The sequence below is a fragment of the Sphingomonas sp. ASY06-1R genome, assembly GCF_052180265.1.
GTDB lineage: Bacteria > Pseudomonadota > Alphaproteobacteria > Sphingomonadales > Sphingomonadaceae > Sphingomonas_I.
In genome coordinates this window covers 1,861,819-1,882,827 of the sequence record NZ_CP197464.1, presented here as the reverse complement: position 1 = coordinate 1,882,827, position 21,009 = coordinate 1,861,819, and the positions used below count along the sequence as shown (strand labels likewise).

The 21,009-nt window shown below is 63.3% G+C and carries 19 protein-coding genes; 2 read left to right on the top strand and 17 right to left on the bottom strand.

Features of this window, described 5'->3' with window-relative positions; translation table 11 throughout:
- Positions 1–3: 3 nt before the first annotated feature.
- Positions 4–804 carry a DUF72 domain-containing protein gene (locus tag ACSBM8_RS09125; RefSeq protein WP_442681306.1) on the bottom strand — a complete coding sequence of 267 codons (801 nt, stop codon included), beginning with the start codon at positions 802–804 and terminating at the stop codon, positions 4–6.
- A gap of 33 nt (positions 805–837) precedes the next feature.
- Entirely contained in the window at positions 838–1,800 is a 963-nt protein-coding gene (locus tag ACSBM8_RS09120; protein WP_442681305.1) for a threonine ammonia-lyase, read from the bottom strand.
- Positions 1,801–1,970: 170 nt separating this feature from the next.
- Between ACSBM8_RS09120 and ACSBM8_RS09115 the strand changes: the two genes are divergently transcribed.
- On the top strand, positions 1,971–3,197 hold the full coding sequence (locus ACSBM8_RS09115) for a type III PLP-dependent enzyme (protein WP_442681304.1): 1,227 nt from the start codon (positions 1,971–1,973) through the stop codon (positions 3,195–3,197).
- 114 nt (positions 3,198–3,311) lie between these two features.
- Positions 3,312–4,364, top strand: coding sequence for a 1,9-bis(guanidino)-5-aza-nonane synthase (locus ACSBM8_RS09110; protein ID WP_442681303.1), 1,053 nt, complete (start codon positions 3,312–3,314; stop codon positions 4,362–4,364).
- Here the strand turns inward: ACSBM8_RS09110 and ACSBM8_RS09105 are convergent.
- From ACSBM8_RS09105 to ACSBM8_RS09035, 15 genes are all read right to left on the bottom strand, one after another.
- The gene (locus tag ACSBM8_RS09105) at positions 4,361–5,218 is read right to left on the bottom strand and encodes a sulfurtransferase (protein WP_442681302.1); all 858 of its coding nucleotides are present in this window, start codon (positions 5,216–5,218) and stop codon (positions 4,361–4,363) included. The two genes, ACSBM8_RS09110 and ACSBM8_RS09105, sit on opposite strands and share 4 nt — an antisense overlap.
- Entirely contained in the window at positions 5,215–6,048 is an 834-nt protein-coding gene (locus ACSBM8_RS09100) for an HpcH/HpaI aldolase/citrate lyase family protein (RefSeq protein ID WP_442681540.1), read from the bottom strand. The genes ACSBM8_RS09105 and ACSBM8_RS09100 overlap by 4 nt, the downstream gene beginning before the upstream one ends.
- The gene (locus tag ACSBM8_RS09095) at positions 6,048–6,500 is read right to left on the bottom strand and encodes a MaoC family dehydratase (RefSeq protein ID WP_442681301.1); all 453 of its coding nucleotides are present in this window, start codon (positions 6,498–6,500) and stop codon (positions 6,048–6,050) included. The genes ACSBM8_RS09100 and ACSBM8_RS09095 overlap by 1 nt, the downstream gene beginning before the upstream one ends.
- Positions 6,500–8,491: an ATP-binding protein gene (locus ACSBM8_RS09090; protein ID WP_442681300.1), complete on the bottom strand. Its 1,992-nt coding sequence runs from the start codon at positions 8,489–8,491 to the stop codon at positions 6,500–6,502. Before ACSBM8_RS09090 ends, ACSBM8_RS09095 begins: the two co-directional genes overlap by 1 nt.
- An 8-nt stretch (positions 8,492–8,499) precedes the next feature.
- Complete coding sequence (locus ACSBM8_RS09085; RefSeq protein ID WP_442681299.1) at positions 8,500–9,219, bottom strand: CPBP family intramembrane glutamic endopeptidase, BDIM_20840 family; 720 nt, start codon at positions 9,217–9,219, stop codon at positions 8,500–8,502.
- Positions 9,216–9,692 (bottom strand): nuclear transport factor 2 family protein, encoded by a 477-nt coding sequence (locus ACSBM8_RS09080; RefSeq protein ID WP_442681298.1) that lies wholly within the window; start codon positions 9,690–9,692, stop codon positions 9,216–9,218. The genes ACSBM8_RS09085 and ACSBM8_RS09080 overlap by 4 nt, the downstream gene beginning before the upstream one ends.
- 23 nt (positions 9,693–9,715) lie before the next feature.
- Entirely contained in the window at positions 9,716–10,063 is a 348-nt protein-coding gene (locus ACSBM8_RS09075) for a DUF3088 family protein (protein WP_442681297.1), read from the bottom strand.
- Positions 10,063–11,658 (bottom strand): carboxyl transferase domain-containing protein, encoded by a 1,596-nt coding sequence (locus ACSBM8_RS09070; protein WP_442681296.1) that lies wholly within the window; start codon positions 11,656–11,658, stop codon positions 10,063–10,065. The genes ACSBM8_RS09075 and ACSBM8_RS09070 overlap by 1 nt, the downstream gene beginning before the upstream one ends.
- A gap of 43 nt (positions 11,659–11,701) precedes the next feature.
- Complete coding sequence (locus ACSBM8_RS09065) at positions 11,702–12,859, bottom strand: isovaleryl-CoA dehydrogenase (RefSeq protein ID WP_442681295.1); 1,158 nt, start codon at positions 12,857–12,859, stop codon at positions 11,702–11,704.
- Positions 12,860–12,917: 58 nt separating this feature from the next.
- Positions 12,918–14,918 (bottom strand): ATP-binding protein, encoded by a 2,001-nt coding sequence (locus ACSBM8_RS09060; protein WP_442681294.1) that lies wholly within the window; start codon positions 14,916–14,918, stop codon positions 12,918–12,920.
- Between the two features lie 19 nt (positions 14,919–14,937).
- Positions 14,938–15,942, bottom strand: coding sequence for a biotin synthase BioB (bioB, locus tag ACSBM8_RS09055; RefSeq protein WP_442681293.1), 1,005 nt, complete (start codon positions 15,940–15,942; stop codon positions 14,938–14,940).
- Positions 15,939–18,125: a methylmalonyl-CoA mutase gene (gene scpA, locus ACSBM8_RS09050; RefSeq protein ID WP_442681292.1), complete on the bottom strand. Its 2,187-nt coding sequence runs from the start codon at positions 18,123–18,125 to the stop codon at positions 15,939–15,941. The genes bioB and scpA overlap by 4 nt, the downstream gene beginning before the upstream one ends.
- Positions 18,126–18,245: 120 nt before the next feature.
- Positions 18,246–18,662 carry a methylmalonyl-CoA epimerase gene (gene mce, locus ACSBM8_RS09045; RefSeq protein WP_442681291.1) on the bottom strand — a complete coding sequence of 139 codons (417 nt, stop codon included), beginning with the start codon at positions 18,660–18,662 and terminating at the stop codon, positions 18,246–18,248.
- A 37-nt stretch (positions 18,663–18,699) separates the two neighbouring features.
- A complete protein-coding gene (locus tag ACSBM8_RS09040; RefSeq protein WP_442681290.1) occupies positions 18,700–19,275 on the bottom strand; it encodes a hypothetical protein in 576 nt (191 codons plus the stop codon).
- 172 nt (positions 19,276–19,447) lie between these two features.
- Complete coding sequence (locus ACSBM8_RS09035; protein ID WP_442681289.1) at positions 19,448–20,980, bottom strand: acyl-CoA carboxylase subunit beta; 1,533 nt, start codon at positions 20,978–20,980, stop codon at positions 19,448–19,450.
- Between the last annotated feature and the right edge of the window lie 29 nt (positions 20,981–21,009).

Genomic DNA, 21,009 nt, shown 5'->3' with positions numbered 1-21,009 from the left:
CGCCTAACCCAATCGCTCGATCAGCCCCATCGCCGCGGCGGGAGCGCGGACCTTGGCACCGTTGATCATGAAGACGAAGACGTCGCGCGGGCGATCACGCTCCTGCGCGGGCGGAGAAATATAGGAATATCCTGCGGGAGTCGCACCGTCGGCCCAAGCCCTGGCGGTATCGGCCCAGCGGTCGAGCGCCGCCGGCGCATAACCGGTCGGCTCTTCCTCGCGCTGGTTTTGCAGCCGCGCATAAACGAAGTCGCCGGTCAGATCCGCGAATTGCGGATATTTATCCTCGTCATCGGCAAAGACGATCGCGACCCCCGCCTTGCGGGCCAGGTCCAGCAGGGCCGGATCGCGAAAGCTTTCATGACGCGGCTCAATCGCATGACGCAGCGGGATACCGCCGATGCTTTTGGGCAGCAGATCGAGAAACCCGGCAATATCGTCGGGATCGAACTGTTTGGTACCGGCGAATTGCCACAGGATCGGCCCAAGCTTCGGCCCCAGCTCGACCAGTCCTTGATTGATGAATTTGTCGATCGATTCGCCGGCCTCGCGCAGCACCCGCCGGTTCACGCAAAAGCGCGAGGCCTTGATCGCGAAGACGAAATCGTCGGGCGTCCGCTTGGCCCAGTCCGCCCAGGTCGCGGGTTTCTGCGTCGAATAGAAGGTGCCGTTGATCTCGATCGCGGTCACATGGGTGGAGGCATATTCCAGCTCGCGCGCCTTCGGCCAGCCTTCGGGATAGAAGGGCCCGCGCCAGGGCTCGAACGTCCAGCCTCCGATCCCGACTCTGATCCGTCCGCTCATGCCCTTGGCCTCTCCAATGTGGTCAAACCCGCTTTACCCGATAATCCTGGCATATGCCTGCGGATCCACGTTCGACCCTGAACAGACGATCACCGTGTCCCCTTCCTTCGCGGGCACCGTGCCGGCAAGCCAGACCGCCAACGCCGCCGCACCGCCGGGCTCGACCACCAGCCCCAATCCGAATGCATAGCGCATGGCGGCGTGAATCTGCGCTTCGCTCGCCGCAGCGCCGTGCGCGCCCGCGGTCGCAAGCGCGGTGAAGGTCCGGTCCGCCACCCGCATCGTCTGCAGCGCATCACAGGATGTCGCCGGCGCGTCGGCTGCCACCTCCAGGATTTCGCCGGCGGCAAGAGATCGGGTCATATCGTCCCATCCCTCCGGCTCGGCGACCACGACCTGCGTATCCGGCACGGCCAGCGCAATCCCGGCCGACAACCCGCCGCCGCCACAGGGAACGATAATTTGTGCCGGCGCGCGACCAAGTTGATCCGCAATCTCCAGCCCGACGGTCCCCTGCCCTTCGATCACATCGACATCGTCGAACGAGGGCACCAGCACCGCCCCTCGCTCGGCGGCAAGAGCCGCTGCAATCCGCTCGCGGCTTTCACTGCGGCGGTCGTAGAGGACGATCTGTGCGCCCAGCGCCTTGGTGGCGTCCAGCTTCACGGTCGGCGCGTCCGCCGGCATGACGATGACCGCCGGCATTCCCAGCAGGCCCGCGGCGCGCGCGACACCCTGCGCATGATTGCCGGACGAAAACGCGACCACGCCTGCGGCACGTTGTTCCGGCGCGATCTGGGCAAGACGATTATATGCGCCGCGCAGCTTGAAGGCGCCACCCAGCTGCAGCGACTCGGCCTTGATCCAAACCCGTCCGCCGGTAGCCGGCACAGGCAATAAGGGCGTCCGTGTAACGATGGCGGCGATCCGATCGGCAGCCGCCAGAATTCCGCCTCTCGACGCCACACGCCCCTCATTATGGCTCTGAAAATTCACGCTTTATCCTGTCATGTTGGTGGGATCGAATTTCACATGCGATTGAAACTTTACACGGGGGGTACCCCCTCCTATGTAGCGCGTCCGCTGCCCCATGGGACTTCCACCGCAAGGCAGTTTTTTTCAACTGTTGACCGCAGGTTCGCCTGCGGCACTGGAGGTCCCTTGAATTGCACAAGCACCATAACGCGCTGGGGCTAGCGGCCACCCCGAACAAGGCTCCCACGAGCCTTGAGATCGCTAACGAGCGTCCGGTTCAGCCGGTAACGCTTATCCGTCCGCACGCTGCGCATCGCGCTGCCCGCTTCTTTGTGGAGAAGTTCAAGGGCCGCTCGCTCTACGCCGTGAAAGCGAACCCCTCGCCGGATCTGATCCGGCAATTGTGGGAAAGCGGGATCACCCATTTCGACGTGGCTTCGATCGCGGAAGTGCGCCTTGTGGCGCAGATCGCGCCACGTGCGACCTTATGCTTCATGCACCCGGTGAAAGCCGAGGAAGCGATCCGCGAGGCTTATTTCGATCATAACGTCCGCACCTTCTCGCTCGATTCGATCGAGGAGCTGGAAAAGATCATGCGCGCGACCGGTCAGGCGACCGATCTGACGTTGTGCGTACGGCTGCGGGTACCGTCCGATTATGCCAAGCTGAGCCTGGCGTCGAAGTTCGGTGCGGAACCGGGCGAGACCAAGGCGTTGTTGTTCGCCGCCCGTCAGGCAGCCGATGCCCTTGGCATCTGCTTCCATGTCGGCAGCCAGACGATGTCGCCATCGGCCTATGTCAACGCGCTGGGGCGCGTCCGTAACGCGATCGTCGAAGCGGCGGTCACGGTGGACGTGATCGATGTCGGCGGCGGCTTCCCGTCCATCTATCCGGGCATGGAGCCGGCCCCGCTCGAGGCCTATTTCAACGCCATCCACGATGCGTTCGAGGCGCTGCCCATCAGCTACTCGGCCGAATTGTGGGCAGAGCCGGGCCGTGCGCTGTGCGCCGAATATGCCAGCCTGCTGGTACGGGTCGAAAAGCGGCGCGGCGACCAGCTGTACATTAACGACGGGGCTTATGGCGCGTTGTTCGATGCGGCGCATGTCGGCTGGCGCTTCCCGGTGGAGCTCGTGCGTGAGGAGGCCTCGGCCACCAAGGATATGGCCTTCAGCTTCTACGGCCCCACCTGTGACGACATCGATCACATGGCCGGACCGTTCATGCTGCCGGCTGACATCCAGGCCGGGGATTATATCGAGATCGGCATGCTCGGTGCTTATGGCAGCGCCATGCGCACGGGCTTCAACGGCTTCACCGCCGGCGAAACCGTGATCATGGACAATGAGCCGATGGCGAGCGTCTATATTGAGACGCTTCCCGAGCAGGTTCGCCCGTCCAACGTCGTCACGCTGTAACAGCGGTCGGTCATTGAGGTTCGAGGGTCGGGCGGTTTACCGTCCGGCCCTCGCGTTCGGGTTTCCGCGTCCCCAAAAACGACGCCGGATCATACGCATACGGGGAATATTCCCATGAACGACGTACCTGTAAACGATACCCGCAAGGCGGAGCTGCTCTCCACCACCGTCGAACATATCGATATCCGCAGCTACGACGCGCGCCCGATCATCGATGCCATGGGCAAGATGAGCTTCACAAGCCGCGATCTGGCGCGTGCGACCGGCATCTACAACGACATGCTGGCCGACAAGGATTGCACCATCTTCCTGGTGATCGCAGGCTCCACCTCGGCCGGCGGCTGCATGGATGCTTATGCAGAACTGGTCCGCTCCAACATGGTCGACGGCATCATCGCCACCGGCGCCACCATCGTCGACATGGATTTCTTCGAGGGCCTTGGTCACAAACATTATCAGGCACTTGAGGTCCCGGACGACGATACGCTGCGCTCGCTGCTGATCGATCGCATCTACGATACCTATATCGACGAGGAAGACCTCCAGAACGTCGATCACACGATCTTCGAGATCGCGGAGACGCTGGAGCCGAAGGCCTATTCGTCGCGCGCCTTCATTCGCGAAATGGGCAAATATCTGGTCGAGCATGGCAAGAAGGAAAACAGCCTGGTCAAGCTCGCCTACGAGCATGACGTGCCGATCTTCTGCCCGGCCTTCACGGACTCCTCGGCTGGCTTCGGTCTCGTCAAGCATCAGGTCGATTCGATGAAGGCGGGCAAGCCCTACCTCACGATCGATTCGATTGCCGACTTCCGCGAACTGACCGACATCAAGATCGAGGCGGGCGTTACCGGCCTGCTTATGATCGGCGGCGGCGTGCCCAAGAATTTTGTGCAGGATACGGTCGTGTGCGCCGAGATCCTCGGTCACGACGACGTCGAAGTGCACAAATATGCGGTGCAGATCACGGTTGCTGACGTACGCGACGGCGCCTGCTCCTCCTCGACGCTGCAGGAAGCGGCAAGCTGGGGCAAGGTGAACACCGCTATCGAGCAGATGGTCTTCGCCGAGGCCGGTTCGGTCGTGCCGCTACTGGCGTCCGACGCCTATCACCGCGGTCACTGGAAGGATCGCCCGAAGCGCGCTTGGGCAAAGCTGTTCGCTTAATCCGAACCTGAGGCAATGGGGCGAGCTGGATCACTGGTCCACTCGCTCCATGAGCCCGGATAAAGTTTTGAACCGGTCAACCCGGCTATCTCCATCGCCAGCAGATTGTGGGTCGCGGTTACGCCCGATCCGCATTGGTGCACTACCTGATCCGGCGCCGTGTCTGCCAGAACAGCCGCGAACTCGCGCTTCAGCTCGTCCGGCGATTTAAATCGGCCATTCGCATCCAGATTCCGCTGATAGAATCGGTTGGCAGCGCCCGGAATATGGCCGGACGCGACATCCAGCGGATGCGGTGCCCCGGCAAAGCGCTCCGGCGTGCGCGCATCCAGAACCAGCAGAGCGCCTTCATCCAGATTGGCTTCGATCCCTGCGACGTCCACTGCCGCCATCGCCGGTTCCGGCGCGGGCGCAAGCGGCTCCGCCGGCCGTGCCGGTACATCCCCGGCCATCAGGGGCAGACCAGCCTCCGTCCAGGCGGCAAGCCCACCATCGAGAATGGCCACGTCGCGGTGGCCAAGCCAGCGCAGCATCCACCACAGACGCGATGCATAAAAGCCGCCCGACGTATCGTAGCCGACCACCTGCAGCCCCTCGCTCACCCCCAATGCCGCCATGCGCGCCGCGAACGCGGCTCGATCGGGCAGCGGATGGCGGCCATTATGCCCATCCGATCGGCCCGACAGATCCCGCTCCAGGTCGACATAGACGGCGCCTGGAATATGCCCCTCCAGATAGGCAGCCTTACCGGCATCGACCTCGGTCAGATCAAACCGACAGTCGAAGATGAGCACGCCCTCTTTTTCAATCAGCCCTGCCAAAGCATCGGCGTCGATCAAGCTCTGGTGGGTCACGCTGTCTCTCCTGCCCGTGCCAAGAGTCGGCGCGCCTGCGCCAGGTGCGGCGCATCGACCATCTGGCCGTCCACCGCTAGGGCGCCCGCGCTGGGTTGTGCGGCGAATGCCGCTACGATCGCACGCGCCGCCGCCACGTCGCTTTGGCTCGGCGTGAAGGCCGTGTTGATAATTGCGACCTGATCGGGATGGATTGCCATCATGCCGGTAAAGCCATCCCGCGCACCGCGACCGGCGTAGGCCGCCAAGCCGTCACTGTCGCGGAACGCTGGATAGACCGTTTCGATCGCTGGCACGCGCGCGGCATGCGCCCCGAACAGCGCCAGCGCGCGCACCGTCTCGAGCGGTGCGGTATAATGGCCGTCTGGCTCGCGCGCCGCGCTTGCGCCCATCGCCGCGGGCAAATCCTCCGCCCCCCAGGTCAGGCCGATCAACCGCTGCGCAACTTCGCCATAACTGCCGAGCTGGAAAATGGCGGCCGGCGTCTCGGTCGCAATCGGCAGGATCGGCAGGCCGGATCGGCCAGCGATGGCGCGGATGCTCGCCGCCCCTTCGGCCTTCGGCAACATGATCGCATCGGTGTGTACGCCTTCGAGGGCTTTCAGGTCGACATCAAGAAACGGGCTTCTAAGCGGATTAACCCGTACCAAGATGTTTACGGGCTGCCGATGCGCCAAGAAGGACCGAACCGCCTCCCGCGCTTCCGGCTTGCGTGCGGTGGTGACCGAATCCTCCAGATCGAGGATCAACGCGTCCGCCCCGGACCCGAGCGCCTTCTCCATCCGGTCGGGCCGATCGCCCGGGACGAACAGGAGCGAGCGCAACCGCATCACGCCGGTCGCCCCTGGATCAATGCCATGCGCAGGCAGGAACAGACGATCTCGTCGCGCTGGTTGAGCGCACGATGCTCAAAGGTGACGATGCCGGCGCCGGGCCGCGATGTGCTTGCCTTCAGCGCGGTTACTTCGGTCTCCACGCGGATCGTATCGCCCAGGAAAACGGGTTTCGGCATCACCAATTTGTCATAGCCAAGATTGGCAAGCAGCGTGCCGAGCGTGGTTTCGCCGACCGAAAGGCCCACCATCAGCGCGAAGGTGAAGGTGCCGTTGACCAGGATCTGGCCGAACTCGCTTGCCTTGGCCGCTTCCGCATCGATGTGCAGCGGCTGCGGATTATGCGTCATCGTCGAGAAGAGGAGATTGTCCGTCTCGGTAACCGTCCGCCGGATCGGATGCTCGATCCGGTCACCAACCTGCCACGCGTCGAAATAGCGTCCTGCCATTACGCCTCTCCAATTTCGATGCGTGCCAGCAACGTACCCTCCGGCACTTGCGCCCCCGCGACCGCCTTCAGCTCAGCGACGACGCCATCGAATGGCGCGATCAGCGCCTGCTCCATCTTCATCGCCTCCAACACCAACAGCCTCTGGCCGGCGCTGACAGCGGCGCCCTCTTCTACCTCGACCGACACAATCCGGCCGGGCATCGGCGCGAGGATCGAGCCCCCCGCCGATATTGCGCCCAACGCGCCGATATCCGCCCCAAACGTGAAGCGGTACGCCTCGCCCTTTCTGAACAGAAAGATGGAGCCGTCGCGACCCGGGCTGTCTCCATGGGCGCTCGGCCATGGCGAGTCATCGCTTTCAAACGCTTTACCGTCGAGCGTGATATCCCAGCGCCACTGCCCAGCGGCTGGACCCGTTTTATCGGGCCGAACTACGGCAAGATGCGGCTGCCCCTCGGAACGGAACGGTAGCGATGCTGGGGCGGGATCCGCATTGAGACGGAAGCCAAACAAGCCCGACGGGGCATTGGCCCAGGGGCTCAACGTTCTCCCTCTGGCAAAGTCTGCGTCCATGAACTCTTCCAGCCGCCAGCTCAGCGCAGCTGCGGTCACAGATGGGTCTGCTTCATCTCCCGTCAGTGTACCAAGGTGACGCTCGATAAAGCCCGTATCGACCCGGCCGGCAATGAAATCGGATGCGGCGGCAAGCCTTGCCAGGAAGCCGGCATTGGTCCGTACGGGAAAGACCTGAACCTCGCCGACCGCCGCAGCGAGTTTATGCGCCGCTGTTTCCCGGTCATGGCCTTGAACGATAATCTTGGCGATCATCGGATCGTAAAATGGCGTTACGGTGCCGCCTTCAATGACGCCGCTCTCGATCCGCGCGCCCTCTGGGAAATGGAGATGCTCCAGCTTGCCGATGGACGGAAGGAATCCCTTTGCGGGATCTTCCGCATAGAGCCGGGCTTCCATCGCCCACCCACGGATCGAAAGCTCATCCTGTCGCTTCGGCAAGCCTTCGCCCGATGCGACGCGCAACTGCCATTCGACCAGATCCTGTCCGGTAATCTCCTCCGTAACCGGATGCTCGACCTGCAGCCGGGTGTTCATCTCCATGAACCAGATGCGGTCGGCCCGCAGCCCTTCGGAGGCGTCGGCAATGAATTCGATCGTGCCGGCGCCGACATAGTCGACCGCCTTCGCAGCCTTGACCGCGGCGGCGCAGATCGCCTCGCGCGTCGCCGGGTCCATGCCTGGCGCGGGCGCTTCCTCGATGACTTTCTGATGGCGGCGCTGCAGCGAGCAATCGCGCTCGAACAGGTGGACGACATTCCCGTGCGTGTCGCCGAAGACCTGCACCTCGATGTGGCGCGGATTGAGAATATATTTCTCGAGCAGGACGCGATCGTCTCCGAACGACGAGGCAGCTTCGCGCCGGCAGGATGCAAGCGCGTCGGCAAATGCGGCCGGCGCATCGACGCGCCGCATGCCTTTGCCCCCGCCGCCCGCCACCGCCTTGATCAGCACGGGATAGCCGATCGCGTCCGCCTCTTCCTGCAGGCGCTCCGCGGCCTGATCCGCGCCCAGATAGCCAGGCGTCACCGGCACGCCCGCCTTGGTCATCAAGGCCTTGGCCGCGTCCTTCAGCCCCATGGCGCGGATCGCCGCGGGAGGTGCCCCGACCCACACCAATCCGGCTGCGATGACGGCATCGGCGAAGTCCGCATTCTCCGAAAGAAAGCCATAGCCTGGATGGATTGCGTCCGCGCCGGTCGCGCGCGCCGCGGCCAGGATCTTGGCCTGATCGAGATAGCTTTCCCGCGCCGGGGCCGGCCCGATACACACCGCGTCGTCCGCCTCACGCACGAACGGCATTGTCGCATCGACGTCGGAATGCACGGCAATCGTGCGAATGCCCAGATTGCGCGCCGTCCGCATGATCCGGCGGGCAATCTCTCCCCGGTTGGCGATAAGAAGCGATTGGATCATCGATCGGCCTAAATCAGGATGGAAATGGAATTGCCGAAATTGTGCAGCAAGATGGGCAGCAGAACGCTGCCGGTACGCTCGCGCAGCCACACCAGGATCAGGGCCGGTCCGGCGGTCAACGCCATCGCCATCGGCTCGAAATGGAAGGCTCCATGCGCATAGCTGAAGGCGTGCGCCAAGCCGAACAAGGCGCAGGACAAGATCCCGCCCCAGCCCAATTGGATGCCCAGGATATTCGCGCGCGACCGGAACGCTTCATTGAGCGCAAGCAGCAAGATACCGCGATAGAAAGGCTCTTCCTCCAGGCCGGGCATCGTCAGCTGAAACGCCAGCGTTTCCCGATCGATCGCGCCATTGGGCTCTTTCAACGCGAAGTAGACGAAGACCGCGCATACCAGGATCGATACGATGATCGCGGATCGCTGCCCCTGCGGGTTTTGACGAAACGTCAGCCCGGACTTGCGCCAGCCGAACGCCGGCAGTGACGCGATAAGGAGCGTACCCAGCAACGCGAACAGCTTGCCTTGCCAATTCCAGTCCGCCGGCGGCAGCAGTCGTGGTCCGTGATGGTAGAAATTGGTCAGCAGAGCATCGTTCAACAGCACCAGGCCGGCCGCAACCAGCAGCCAGCCGAATGAAAACCCGCCCCGTTGCACGGCCCCTAACATGCCGCCAACGACCAGCAGCATCAGCAGGATTGCACCGATCGAGATCAGGTCGTTCGTCATTCGGACCGGTTCTCACATCCGGTCGTGCGGGATGACCAGGTGGCATTGAGAACCTTCCAGTTTCCGCCATCGCGAACGAGGTCAAAATGATCCACGCCGCAATGATGCACCTTGCCGTCGATCGTGAACGTGTAGCGCGACCAGACCATCGCGATGTCGCCATCGACTTCGACGGCCGGATCGGTGAGCGTTTCGCGCAGAGCTTCCGAACGTCCGGAGATGCCGGCAGCAAATTCCTGCCAGCTCATGTGCCGGACGGTGCGCGTGCCATCCGGCATCTCCGTCACCGCAGTTGCGCCGCCGGCAGGCATGATTTGCGCGAGGATAGCGGCACTGTCCCGCTTGGCCAGACCGCCCAGGACTGCATCGATTGGCGCCATCACGGCCGCCTCTGCCCCCGCCGGCGGCGGCATCGCCTCCCACCGCGGAAGCTTGTTTGTGGTGGCGGCAAAGATCAACAGGCCCAGTAGCATCGATCAGTCCTTCAAAGCACGGCTCAGGGATGGGCTTCGGGGAAGCCGTGGCGGACGTGGAGCGCGTGCAGCAGGCGTTTCATGTCCGTGACGAAGCGCACACCTTGATGCTCGGCATCGGCAAGCTCGGCGGGTGCATCAGGTGCGAAAACCAGCACCGGCAGCCACTGATGCGCCTCCCCTAACTGCTCGACTACGTTCACACGCGGACGTGGAAAAGGGCTTCGAATGACGTCCAGGGCACCACACCGCTCCGGAAACGCCGCCAGCAAGCCGTGCAGCGTGATGCAGTCGCGGCAATAAAAGGTCCTTCCGGGCAAATCCGCATCCGGGAAAACGTTATCGAGCAGGTAAAGGCGGTCTTTCATCATCACATCCTGAAGATGCCGAATTGCGCGCGATCCGCGATCGGCGCGTTCAGAGTGGCGGCCAGAGCGAGCCCCAGAACGTCGCGGGTTTGCACGGGATCGATGATCCCGTCGTCCCATAAGCGCGCGGTCGCATAATAAGGATTGCCCTCATCCTCATAGGTCTGCCGGATCGGCGCCTTGAACGCCTCGGCCTCTTCCGCCGTCCATGTGTCGGCATCGCGATGAACGGTCGCGAGCACGGACGCCGCCTGCTCGCCACCCATCACGCTGATCCGGGCATTGGGCCACGTGAACAGGAAGCGCGGCTGATAAGCCCGCCCACACATGCCGTAATTGCCGGCACCGAAGCTCCCCCCGATCAGAACGGTGATCTTGGGCACCGAAGCAGTCGCCACCGCCGTGACCAGCTTCGCGCCATGTTTTGCAATACCTTCGGCTTCATATTTTCCGCCGACCATGAAACCGGAAATATTCTGCAGGAACAGCAGCGGCGTGCGGCGTTGGCAGGCAAGCTCGATGAAGTGTGCGCCCTTTTGCGCACTTTCGCTGAACAGGACGCCATTATTGGCGAGGATCGCGACCGGCATGCCCCAGATGCGCGCGAAGCCGCACACCAAAGTCGTGCCATAATTGGCCTTGAACTCGTGGAGTTCGGAGCCGTCGACGATCCGCGCAATCACTTCGTGCACATCATAGGGCGCCCGAACATCGGTCGGGACAATCCCATACAATTCTTCCGCGTCGAACCGCGGTGGACGCGGCTCTGTGATTGCGATGCCCGCGGCTTTTGGCGGGGCCAGCGTCGCGACAATATCGCGCACGATGGTCAGCGCATGGTCGTCATTCTCGGCGATATGGTCGACCACGCCGGACTTGCGCCCATGCGTTTCCGCGCCGCCCAGCTCCTCGGCCGAGATGACCTCCCCGGTCGCGGCCTTCACCAACGGGGGGCCAGCCAGGAAGATCGTCCCCTGCCCGCGCACGATCACGCTTTCGTCCGACATCGCGGGCACATAGGCACCGCCGGCGGTGCAGCTTCCCATCACGCTTGCGATCTGGGGAATGCCGAGAGCGGACATATTGGCCTGGTTGAAGAAGATCCGGCCGAAATGATCGCGGTCGGGGAAGACCTCCGCCTGGTGCGGCAGATTGGCGCCGCCGCTGTCGACCAGGTAGATGCAGGGGAGACGATTTTCCTGCGCGATCTCCTGCGCGCGGAGATGTTTCTTGACCGTCAGGGGATAATATGTGCCGCCTTTGACCGTGCTGTCATTGGCGACAATCATCACCTCCCGGCCCATCACGCGGCCAATCCCGGCGATCAGACCCGCACCGGCCACCTCGTCACCATAGAGGCCGTTGGCAGCAAGCTGTCCCACTTCCAGAAAAGGCGACGCCGGATCCAGCAGCCGCGTGACCCGATCCCGGGGCAGCAGCTTGCCGCGGGCGATATGGCGCTCGCGCGATGCTGCCGACCCGCCCAGGGCCGCCTGGCCTACCTTTGCGCGCAGCTCGGCGACGAGCGCCCGATTATGCTCGGCATTGGCGCGGAAGGCGGCCGCGTTGGTGTCGATCAACGACGTGAGCCGCGTCACGCCGCCACCTCGTCCCAAGGACAGAACATCTCCCGGCACAGCATCATACGCCCAGCACTTCCCGCCCAATCAGCATGCGCCGCACCTCGTTGGTCCCCGCTCCGATGTCGAGCAACTTGGCGTCGCGCAGATAACGTTCGACCGGCCAATCCTTGGTATAGCCGGCGCCGCCCAGCGCCTGCACCGCCTCGTTGGCGACCTTCACCGCATTCTCACTCGCGTAGAGGATCGCGCCGGCCGCATCGTGACGGGTGGTCTTCCCGGCATCGCAGGCACGCGCGACGGCGTAGGAATAAGCCCTCGCCGAATTGAGCGCGACGACCATGTCCGCCACCTTGGCCTGCATCAGCTGGAACGCGCCGATCGGCTTTCCGAACTGCTTTCGGTCCTGCAGATAGGGTATCACCACATCCAGGCAGGCTTGCATGATGCCCAGCTGAATGCCGGAGAGCACGACCCGCTCATAATCCAGCCCTGACATCAGCACCTTCACGCCGCCGTCGAGCGGGCCCATCACATTTTCGTCGGGCACGAAACAGTCGTTGAAGACCAGTTCCGCCGTGGGCGAGCCGCGCATGCCCATCTTGTCGATCTTCTGTCCGATGGCGAACCCGGCCATATCCTTCTCGATCAGGAAGGCCGTAATTCCCTTCGATCCGGCATCGGGCGTCGTCTTCGCATATACGACCAGCGTATCCGCATAGGCCGCGTTGGTGATCCAGAATTTGGTGCCGTTGAGCCGGTAGCCGTTGGCCACCTTGTCCGCACGCAGCTTCATCGACACGACATCGGAGCCCGCGCTCACTTCCGACATCGCCAGGCTGCCGACATGGTCGCCGGAAATCAGCTTCGGCAGATAGCGGGCCTTCTGCGCCTCATTACCCCAACGGGCGATCTGATTGACGCAGAGGTTGGAATGCGCCCCATAAGACAGGCCTACCGATGCGGACGCGCGACTGACTTCCTCGCAAGCCACGACATGTTCGAGATAGCCGAGGCCAAGCCCTCCGTCCGCTTCCGGCACTGTGATGCCATGCAGGCCCAGCGCGCCCATCTGCGGCCACAATTCCAGCGGGAACCAGTCATCGGCATCAACGCGCGCCGCCAACGGTGCGATCTTATCCGCAGCAAAACGCTGCGTGGTCTCACGGATCGCGTCGGCCATCTCGCCGAGCGCGAAATCCAGGGGGTGCGCCGTCATACATCCTCAACTTTGTGTCTGATTTTGAAACAGCTCTGCCTGATTTGGCGACCGAAAGCTACTCGAACTCCAAAATCGCCGCATCGACGGCCAGGCTGTCGCCCGGCGCCGCGTCGATCTTAGCGACCACGCCGGCCTTCTGCGCGCGCAGGATATTCTCCATCTTCATCGCTTCAACCACGGCCAGTGGCTGGCCGGCCTCGACCTTGTCGCCGACCTTCACATGCAATGCGGTGAGGAGGCCGGGCATGGGGCACAGCAGGAACCGTGACAGATCCGGTGGGATCTTTTCGATCATGTGCGCCGCAAGCGCCGCCATATGCGGCGGCAGCACGCGCAGATCATGAATGCGCCCGCGCGTGGTCAGCCGGAAGCCGGACGGCGTTCGCGTCAGCCGTACCGATAAATGCTCGCCATCGATTTCGGCTTCGATCAGCCGCTGGCCCGGGACATAGGGGGCGTCCACCACCAACGTCTCGCCATCGACCAGGACGGTGCCGTCCTCGACCGCGACATGATGTTCAGCACCATCCATGCTGACAACCCATTCGCAGATCGGATCGATACGGCCGTTAAGCCGTCCGTCGATCGACGCGGCGCGCGATGCCTCGGCGCAGGCCACGATCCCGGCGATAGCCGAAAGCCTGGCGGTAAGCGCGGGCGCGACGGGCGCGCCCTGGAAGCCATCGGGATATTCCTCGGCGATGAAGCCGGTGGTGAGGCGGCCTTCTCGAAAGCGTGGGTGCTGCATCAGCGCGGAGAGGAAATCGACATTGTGGCCGATCCCGTCGATTTCGAAGCGGTCGAGCGCGGCGATCTGCGCATCGATCGCCTGTTCGCGCGTCGCGCCATAGGTGACGAGCTTGGCGATCATGGGATCGTAGAACATCGAAATTTCCGAGCCTTCGACCACCCCATCGTCGACGCGCACCTGGGGTGCCGTGCTCTCCCCGGCGCCGAGCGACGCCGTGGCGACGGGCGGCCGATACCGCACCAGCCGGCCCGTCGACGGCAGAAATCCCCGATACGGATCTTCGGCATAGACCCGGTTCTCGATCGCCCAACCGGTCAGCCTCACATCCTCCTGGGAGAAACCGAGCCGTTCGCCATCGGCGACGCGGATCATCTGCTCGACCAGGTCCAGGCCGGTGACATACTCCGTCACCGGATGCTCCACCTGCAGACGGGTGTTCATTTCCAGAAAGTAAAAGCTGCGATCGGCGCCCGCGATGAACTCGACCGTGCCGGCGGAATAATAGCCGACCGCCCGCGCCAGCTCCACCGCTTGCTCGCCCATCGCCTTGCGCATCTCTGGCGTGACGAAGGGCGACGGCGCTTCCTCGACCACCTTCTGATGGCGCCGCTGCACCGAACATTCCCGCTCGCCAAGATAGACGATGTTGCCATGCTGGTCGCCCAGCAGCTGAATCTCGATGTGGCGCGGGCTTTCGACGAACTTCTCGATGAAGATGCGATCGTCGCCGAAACTCGCGAGGCCTTCGCGTTTGGTTGCTTCGAACCCCTCGCGCACGTCCTGCTCCGACCACGCAAGCCGCATGCCCTTGCCGCCACCGCCGGCAGAGGCCTTCATCATCACCGGATAGCCAATGCCGCCGGCGATCTCGACGGCATGATCGGTATCGCGGATCTCGCCGATGAAGCCGGGCACGACCGATACGCCCGCCGCCTGGGCGAGCTTCTTGGACTGAATCTTGTCGCCCATCGCCGCGATCGCCTCGGGCGGCGGCCCGATGAAGGCGATATCATTGTCGGCGAGTAACCGCGCGAAACTCTCCCGCTCCGACAGGAAGCCGTAGCCGGGGTGCACCGCCTCCGCGCCCGTCTCCTTGCAGGCGAGCACGATCGCCTCCGCCAGCAGATAGGATTCGGATGCTGGCGGTGGTCCGAGGCGCACGCGCTGATCGGCCATCTCGACATGCGGCGCCCGCGCATCGGCGTCGGAATAGACCGCGACGGTTTCGATACCCATGGCGCGGGCCGTCCGGATCACGCGGCACGCAATTTCGCCGCGGTTGGCGATCAGGATTTTCTTGAACATCAGCGTTCCCGCACGCCGATCATGCGATCACGGCCCGGGTCTCGACCTGGTTCAGCCCGAGCTTGGCGAATAACAGGCTATCCTGATCGCTCCCGGCATTACCGGTGGTGAGCAGCTTGTCGCCCGTGAAGATCGAGCTGGCGCCTGCCAGGAAGCACAAGGCTTGCGTCGTCTCCGACATGCTTTCGCGCCCGGCCGACAGGCGCACGACCGAAGTCGGCATCAGGATCCGCGCAACCGCTACCGTGCGCACGAATTCGATGTCATCGATGCGCGCACTCGGCACATCCTTCAGGATGTCGCCCAGGACCGTGCCCGGCACCGGCACCAGCGCGTTGATCGGTACGCTCTCTGGCGGCTCCGGCAACGTCGCCAGGGCATGGAGAAAACCGACGCGATCGTCCCGCGTCTCGCCCATTCCGACGATACCGCCGCAGCAGACATTGATCCCCTGCCCCCGCACGCGATCCAGGGTGTCGAGCCGGTCCTGCCACGTGCGCGTGGTGATGACCTTGTCATAATGTTCGGGCGCAGTGTCGAGATTGTGGTTGTAATAATCGAGGCCGACCTCGCCGAGCCGCTGTGCCTGCGCATCGCTGAGCATGCCCAACGTCATGCAGCTCTGCAGCCCAAGCGCATTCACGCCCTCCACCATGGCGCAGATCGCATCCATGTCGCGGTCCTTGGGCTCGCGCCATGCTGCCCCCATGCAGAAGCGCTCCGATCCCGCGGCCTTGGCGTCGCGCGCGGCCGCAAGGACTGCCTCCACGTCCATCAGCTTGGACGCCTTGAGCCCGCTTTCGGCATAGACCGACTGCGAACAATAGCCGCAATCCTCCGCGCAACCGCCCGTCTTGATCGACAGCAGGGTCGCGCGTTCCACCTTATTGGGATCGTGATGCTGGCGGTGCACTTCGGCGGCGCGAAAGACGAGCTCCATGAACGGAAGATCGAAGAGCGCCGCAACGTCGCCGCGATCCAACGCCAAAACGGGCGCAGGGGTAATTGCCGTAATCTCGTTCATTCCGCAGCCTCATCCAAATCTTCAGGCGGTAAATTATGCCCCAGCAGCCGCAACACTTCGCCGGCCGCCGCGACCAGATTGGTGCCGGGCCCAAAGATGGCCTGAACCCCCGCATCGCGCAGGAAGGCATAATCCTGGGCCGGTATGACCCCACCTGCAATCACCTTGATATCAGTCCGCCCGGCCGCGCGCAGCTTCTCAATGAGCTCCGGGATCAGCGTCTTGTGACCCGCCGCGAGACTGGACGCACCGACCACGTCGACATCGCGCTCCAGCGCCAGGGCAGCGGCTTCGGCCGGCGTCTGAAACAAGGGGCCGGCTATGATCTCGAAGCCCAGATCGCCAAATGCCGACGACACCAGGTTCGCGCCCCGATCATGCCCATCCTGGCCCATCTTCGCGACCAGCATGCGTGGCCGCCGCCCCTGCCGACGGGCAACCGCCTCGACGCCCTCCACCAGCACGCTCCAGCGCCGATCGTCGATATATGCGCCGCCATAGACGCCCGACACGGGCGTGGGCGTCGTGCCGTAACGGCCGAACACATCCTCCATCGCCTGGCTGATTTCGCCAAGCGTCGCGCGCGCCCGTGCGCATGCCACCGCCAGCGCAAGCAGGTTGGTTTCTCTCGATTCCGGCTGCGCCAATCCAGCGTCCGCTAAGGGCGCGCGTGCGCCCTCCCGCAGTGCGTCCAGCGCCGCCCGGCAGGCCGCCTCGTCGCGGGTCGCCTTGATCCGTTCCAGCCGGGCGATCTGCCCCGCGCGCACCGCATGATTGTCGACATGCAGGATCGACAATTCATCCTGTTCGGGCAGCGTATATTTGTTGACGCCGACGATCACATCCTCATGCCGGTCAACGCGCGCGGCGCGTGCGGCGGAGGCTTCTTCGATCATCGCTTTGGGCCATCCGGCGGCGACCGCATTGGCCATGCCGCCTTCCGCATCGACCCTTGCAATGATCTCCAATGCCCGGTCGTGCAGCTCCTGCGTCAGCGCCTCGACATAATAAGATCCGCCCAGGGGATCGACGACATTGGTGATCCCCGTCTCTTCCTGCAGCACCAACTGCGTGTTGCGCGCGATCCGGGCGGAAAAGTCGGTCGGCAGCGCGATCGCCTCGTCCAGCGCGTTGGTGTGGAGCGATTGCGTGCCCCCCAACGCGGCTGCCATTGCCTCCACCGTGGTGCGGATCACATTATTGTAGGGATCCTGCTCGGTCAGGCTGACGCCCGAGGTTTGGCAATGCGTGCGCAGCATCTTGGAGCGTGCGTCCTTGGCGCCCAGCTTATCCATGATGCCATGCCATAATTTCCGCGCGGCACGCAGCTTGGCGACCTCCATGAAAAAGTTCATGCCGATCGCAAAGAAGAAGCTCAAACGCCCTGCAAAGGCGTCGATATCCAGCCCCGCCGCCATCGCCGCCTGGGCATATTCCTTGCCGTCCGCGATCGTGAAGGCAAGCTCCTGTACCGCCGTCGCCCCCGCCTCCTGCATATGATAGCCGGAGATGGAGATGGAATTGAATTTCGGCATATGCGCCGAGGTATAGGCAATGATGTCCGAAACGATCCGCATGCTCGGCGCCGGCGGATAGATATAGGTGTTCCGGACCATGAACTCCTTCAGGATGTCGTTCTGGATCGTGCCGTCCAGCTGTGCCTGACTGACGCCCTGCTCCTCGCCCGCGACGATGAAGAAGGCGAGGATCGGGATGACCGCGCCGTTCATCGTCATGCTGACGGACATCTTGTCTAACGGAATGCCGTCAAACAGGATCTTCATGTCCTCGACGCTATCGATCGCGACCCCGGCCTTGCCGACGTCGCCGACGACGCGGGGATGGTCGCTGTCATAGCCGCGATGCGTCGCAAGATCGAACGCGACCGACAAACCCTTCTGCCCGCCCGCCAGGTTGCGGCGGTAGAAAGCGTTGGATTCTTCCGCCGTCGAGAAACCGGCATATTGGCGGATCGTCCACGGGCGGCCGGCATACATCGACGCCCGCACGCCGCGCGTGAAGGGTGCAAAGCCGGGCAGCCCGGGATCGACGCCGGCCACATCCTCCGCTGTGTAGAGCGGCTTCACCGGAATACCTTCGGGCGTTTCCCAGGTGAGGGCGCGCCCCTTCACTTCCTTGGCGGCGAGCGCCGCCCAATCGGCTGCCGAGGGTTTATCCGTCACGCCGCCGTCCGTCCGATCGTACCACGCTTTGTCTCGTCATCTACGCCCGCAACCAAAACCTGCCTGGCAAGGGAAAGGCCGACGTCTCCGTCCATGCCTCGTCCCAACCCAGGTCCCGAGTCAATGCGCACCCGGTGTCTCCATAAGCTCGACCAACACGCCGCCCATGTCCTTGGGGTGAACGAAAATGACCGGCGTGCCGTGCGCTCCGATCCTGGGCTCGCCCAGAACGGTTGCGCCGCCGGCCTCCAGTTCGGCCTTCGCCGTCACCACGTCGGGCACTTCGAAGCAGATATGATGCTGTCCACCCGCGGGACTCTTGGCGAGAAAGCGTGCGATCGGGCTATTATCGCCCAGCGGCTCCAAGAGCTCGATCTGGCTGTTGGGCGTATCGACGAAGCAAACCCGAACGCCCTGCGCAGGCAGATCGAACGGCGCCCCGATCGCGGTAGCGCCGAGCCGATCGCGGTAAAGCGCCACCGCCGCCTCGATCGACGGTGTCGCTATACCCACGTGATTGAGGCGGCCGAACATCATCGGCAGGTCGCTTCGCCCAGGCCGTCCAGCGTCACCGTCAGGACCATGCCGGGGCGGCGGCACCGGTCGCCGCGGGCGGGCCGTCGGGCCGAACCATCGGGATCGATGCCAGCTTCAAGAGCGATTGAGGGCCGTCCTGGCGGGTGATCTCGCATCCGGCCATGCCCATGCCGATCCGGATCACGGCTACATCGCCGCTACCTACGGCAAACTGGAAGGCGGGCTGCGCCTTGCCTGCCATCTTGACGACCAGCGCGTGATCGCCCGGCGCCAGATCGATCGCGACCGACTGCGGGCTTTTCAGCTGCGCGTGATCGACGCCGTCGATCGCGATATCGAAGCCCGACAATTTCGCGACAAACCCTTCACGATAGACGATGGCGCGTGCACCCGCCGGCTGCTCACCGAGAATGCGATTGCGATCCGCGGCGCTTACGACCTCAAGCTTGCGATTCCTGCGCAGCCCGTTGAAGATCAGATAAGCAACCAATCCCAAAATGCCGACCATCAAGATCAGCGCGAAGCCCGAATTGGCGGCGTTCGAGCCGGCCCAGACCCCGATAATCGCCCCGATGATCGCCATGGCAATGATGGCAGGCTTGGATTTCAGCATTGATCGTCCCCTTTTTGCATTCCGACCAGCGATTAACAACGAGGTGGTGCTGCCGTTCCTTGCCTGAACATTCCGACGATGCCGCCGACGCGCGATAGAGAAATACGCGGCACGCGAGCTGCTGCGCCGATCTTTATCTGTCCTCGCTCCCAAGATCGTCGGGCTTATTGTCCTAGAGCGGTATATTATCGTGTTTCTTCCAAGGGTTATCGAGCTGCTTGTTGCGCAACTTCCTCAATCCTAGCGCGATACGTCGACGCGTCGAATGGGGCATGATCACCTCATCGATGAAGCCTTTGCTGGCCGCGACGAACGGATTGGCGAAACGGGCTTCATATTCCGCGGTGCGCTGCGCAAGCTTCTCCGGGTCCTTCGCCTCTTGGCGAAAGATGATCTCCACGGCGCCCTTCGCGCCCATCACCGCAATCTCGGCGGTCGGCCATGCATAGTTGAAATCGCCGCGCAGATGCTTGGAAGCCATCACGTCATAGGCCCCGCCATAGGCCTTGCGCGTGATCACCGTGATCTTGGGCACGGTCGCTTCGCCATAAGCGAACAGCAATTTCGCACCATGTTTGATGATGCCGTTATGCTCCTGGGCGACACCCGGCAGGAAGCCTGGCACGTCAACGAACGTCACGATCGGGATCTCGAACGCATCGCAAAAGCGCACGAAGCGCGCGGCCTTCTTGGACGAGTTGATGTCCAATACGCCCGCGAGCACCATCGGCTGATTGGCGACAATGCCGATCGTCCGCCCCTCGATCCGGCCGAACCCGATCAGGATGTTGCCGGCATGGGCCGGCTGGACCTCGAAGAAGTCACCCTCGTCGACCACCTTCGTGATCAACTCCTTCATATCATAAGGCTTGTTGGCGCTATCCGGGATAAGCGTGTCGAGGCTTGGATCGGTGCGATCCCATCGATCTTCGGTCGGCCGCTCGGGCAGATCATGCCGGTTGGACAAAGGCAGGAAATCGAAAAACTCGCGTGTGGCGCGTAACGCCTCGATGTCATTCTCAAAGGCGATATCGGCCACGCCCGACTTTGTCGTATGCGTGACAGCGCCGCCCAATTCTTCCTGCGTCACCACTTCGTTGGTGACCGTTTTCACCACCTCCGGGCCGGTGACGAACATGTAGGAGGAATCCTTCACCATGAAGATGAAGTCTGTCATCGCCGGAGAATAGACCGCCCCGCCGGCGCAGGGGCCCATGATCACGCTGATCTGCGGCACGACGCCGGAGGCGAGCGCGTTGCGTTGGAACACCTCGGCATAGCCACCCAGGCTGGCGACGCCCTCCTGAATACGTGCCCCGCCCGAATCGTTCAGCCCGATCACGGGCGCGCCCACTTTCAGCGCCATGTCCATGACCTTGCAGATTTTCTGCGCGTGCCGCTCGGATAGCGAGCCGCCAAATACGGTGAAATCCTGGCTGAAGACGAACACGAGACGGCCGTTGATCGTGCCCGATCCAGTGACGACGCCGTCGCCGGGTATGACCTGGTCCGCCATGCCGAAATCCACGCAATTATGCTCGACATACATGTCAAGCTCTTCGAACGAGCCCGGATCCAGCAGCACATCCAGCCGCTCGCGCGCGGTCAGCCGCCCCTTTGCATGCTGTGCGTCGATACGCGTTTGCCCGCCGCCCATTTTGGCCTGGGCGCGCTTCTCTTCCAGCTTCTGCAGGATCGCCAGCATTCAGTCCTCTCGTCGCGACGGAACGTAAC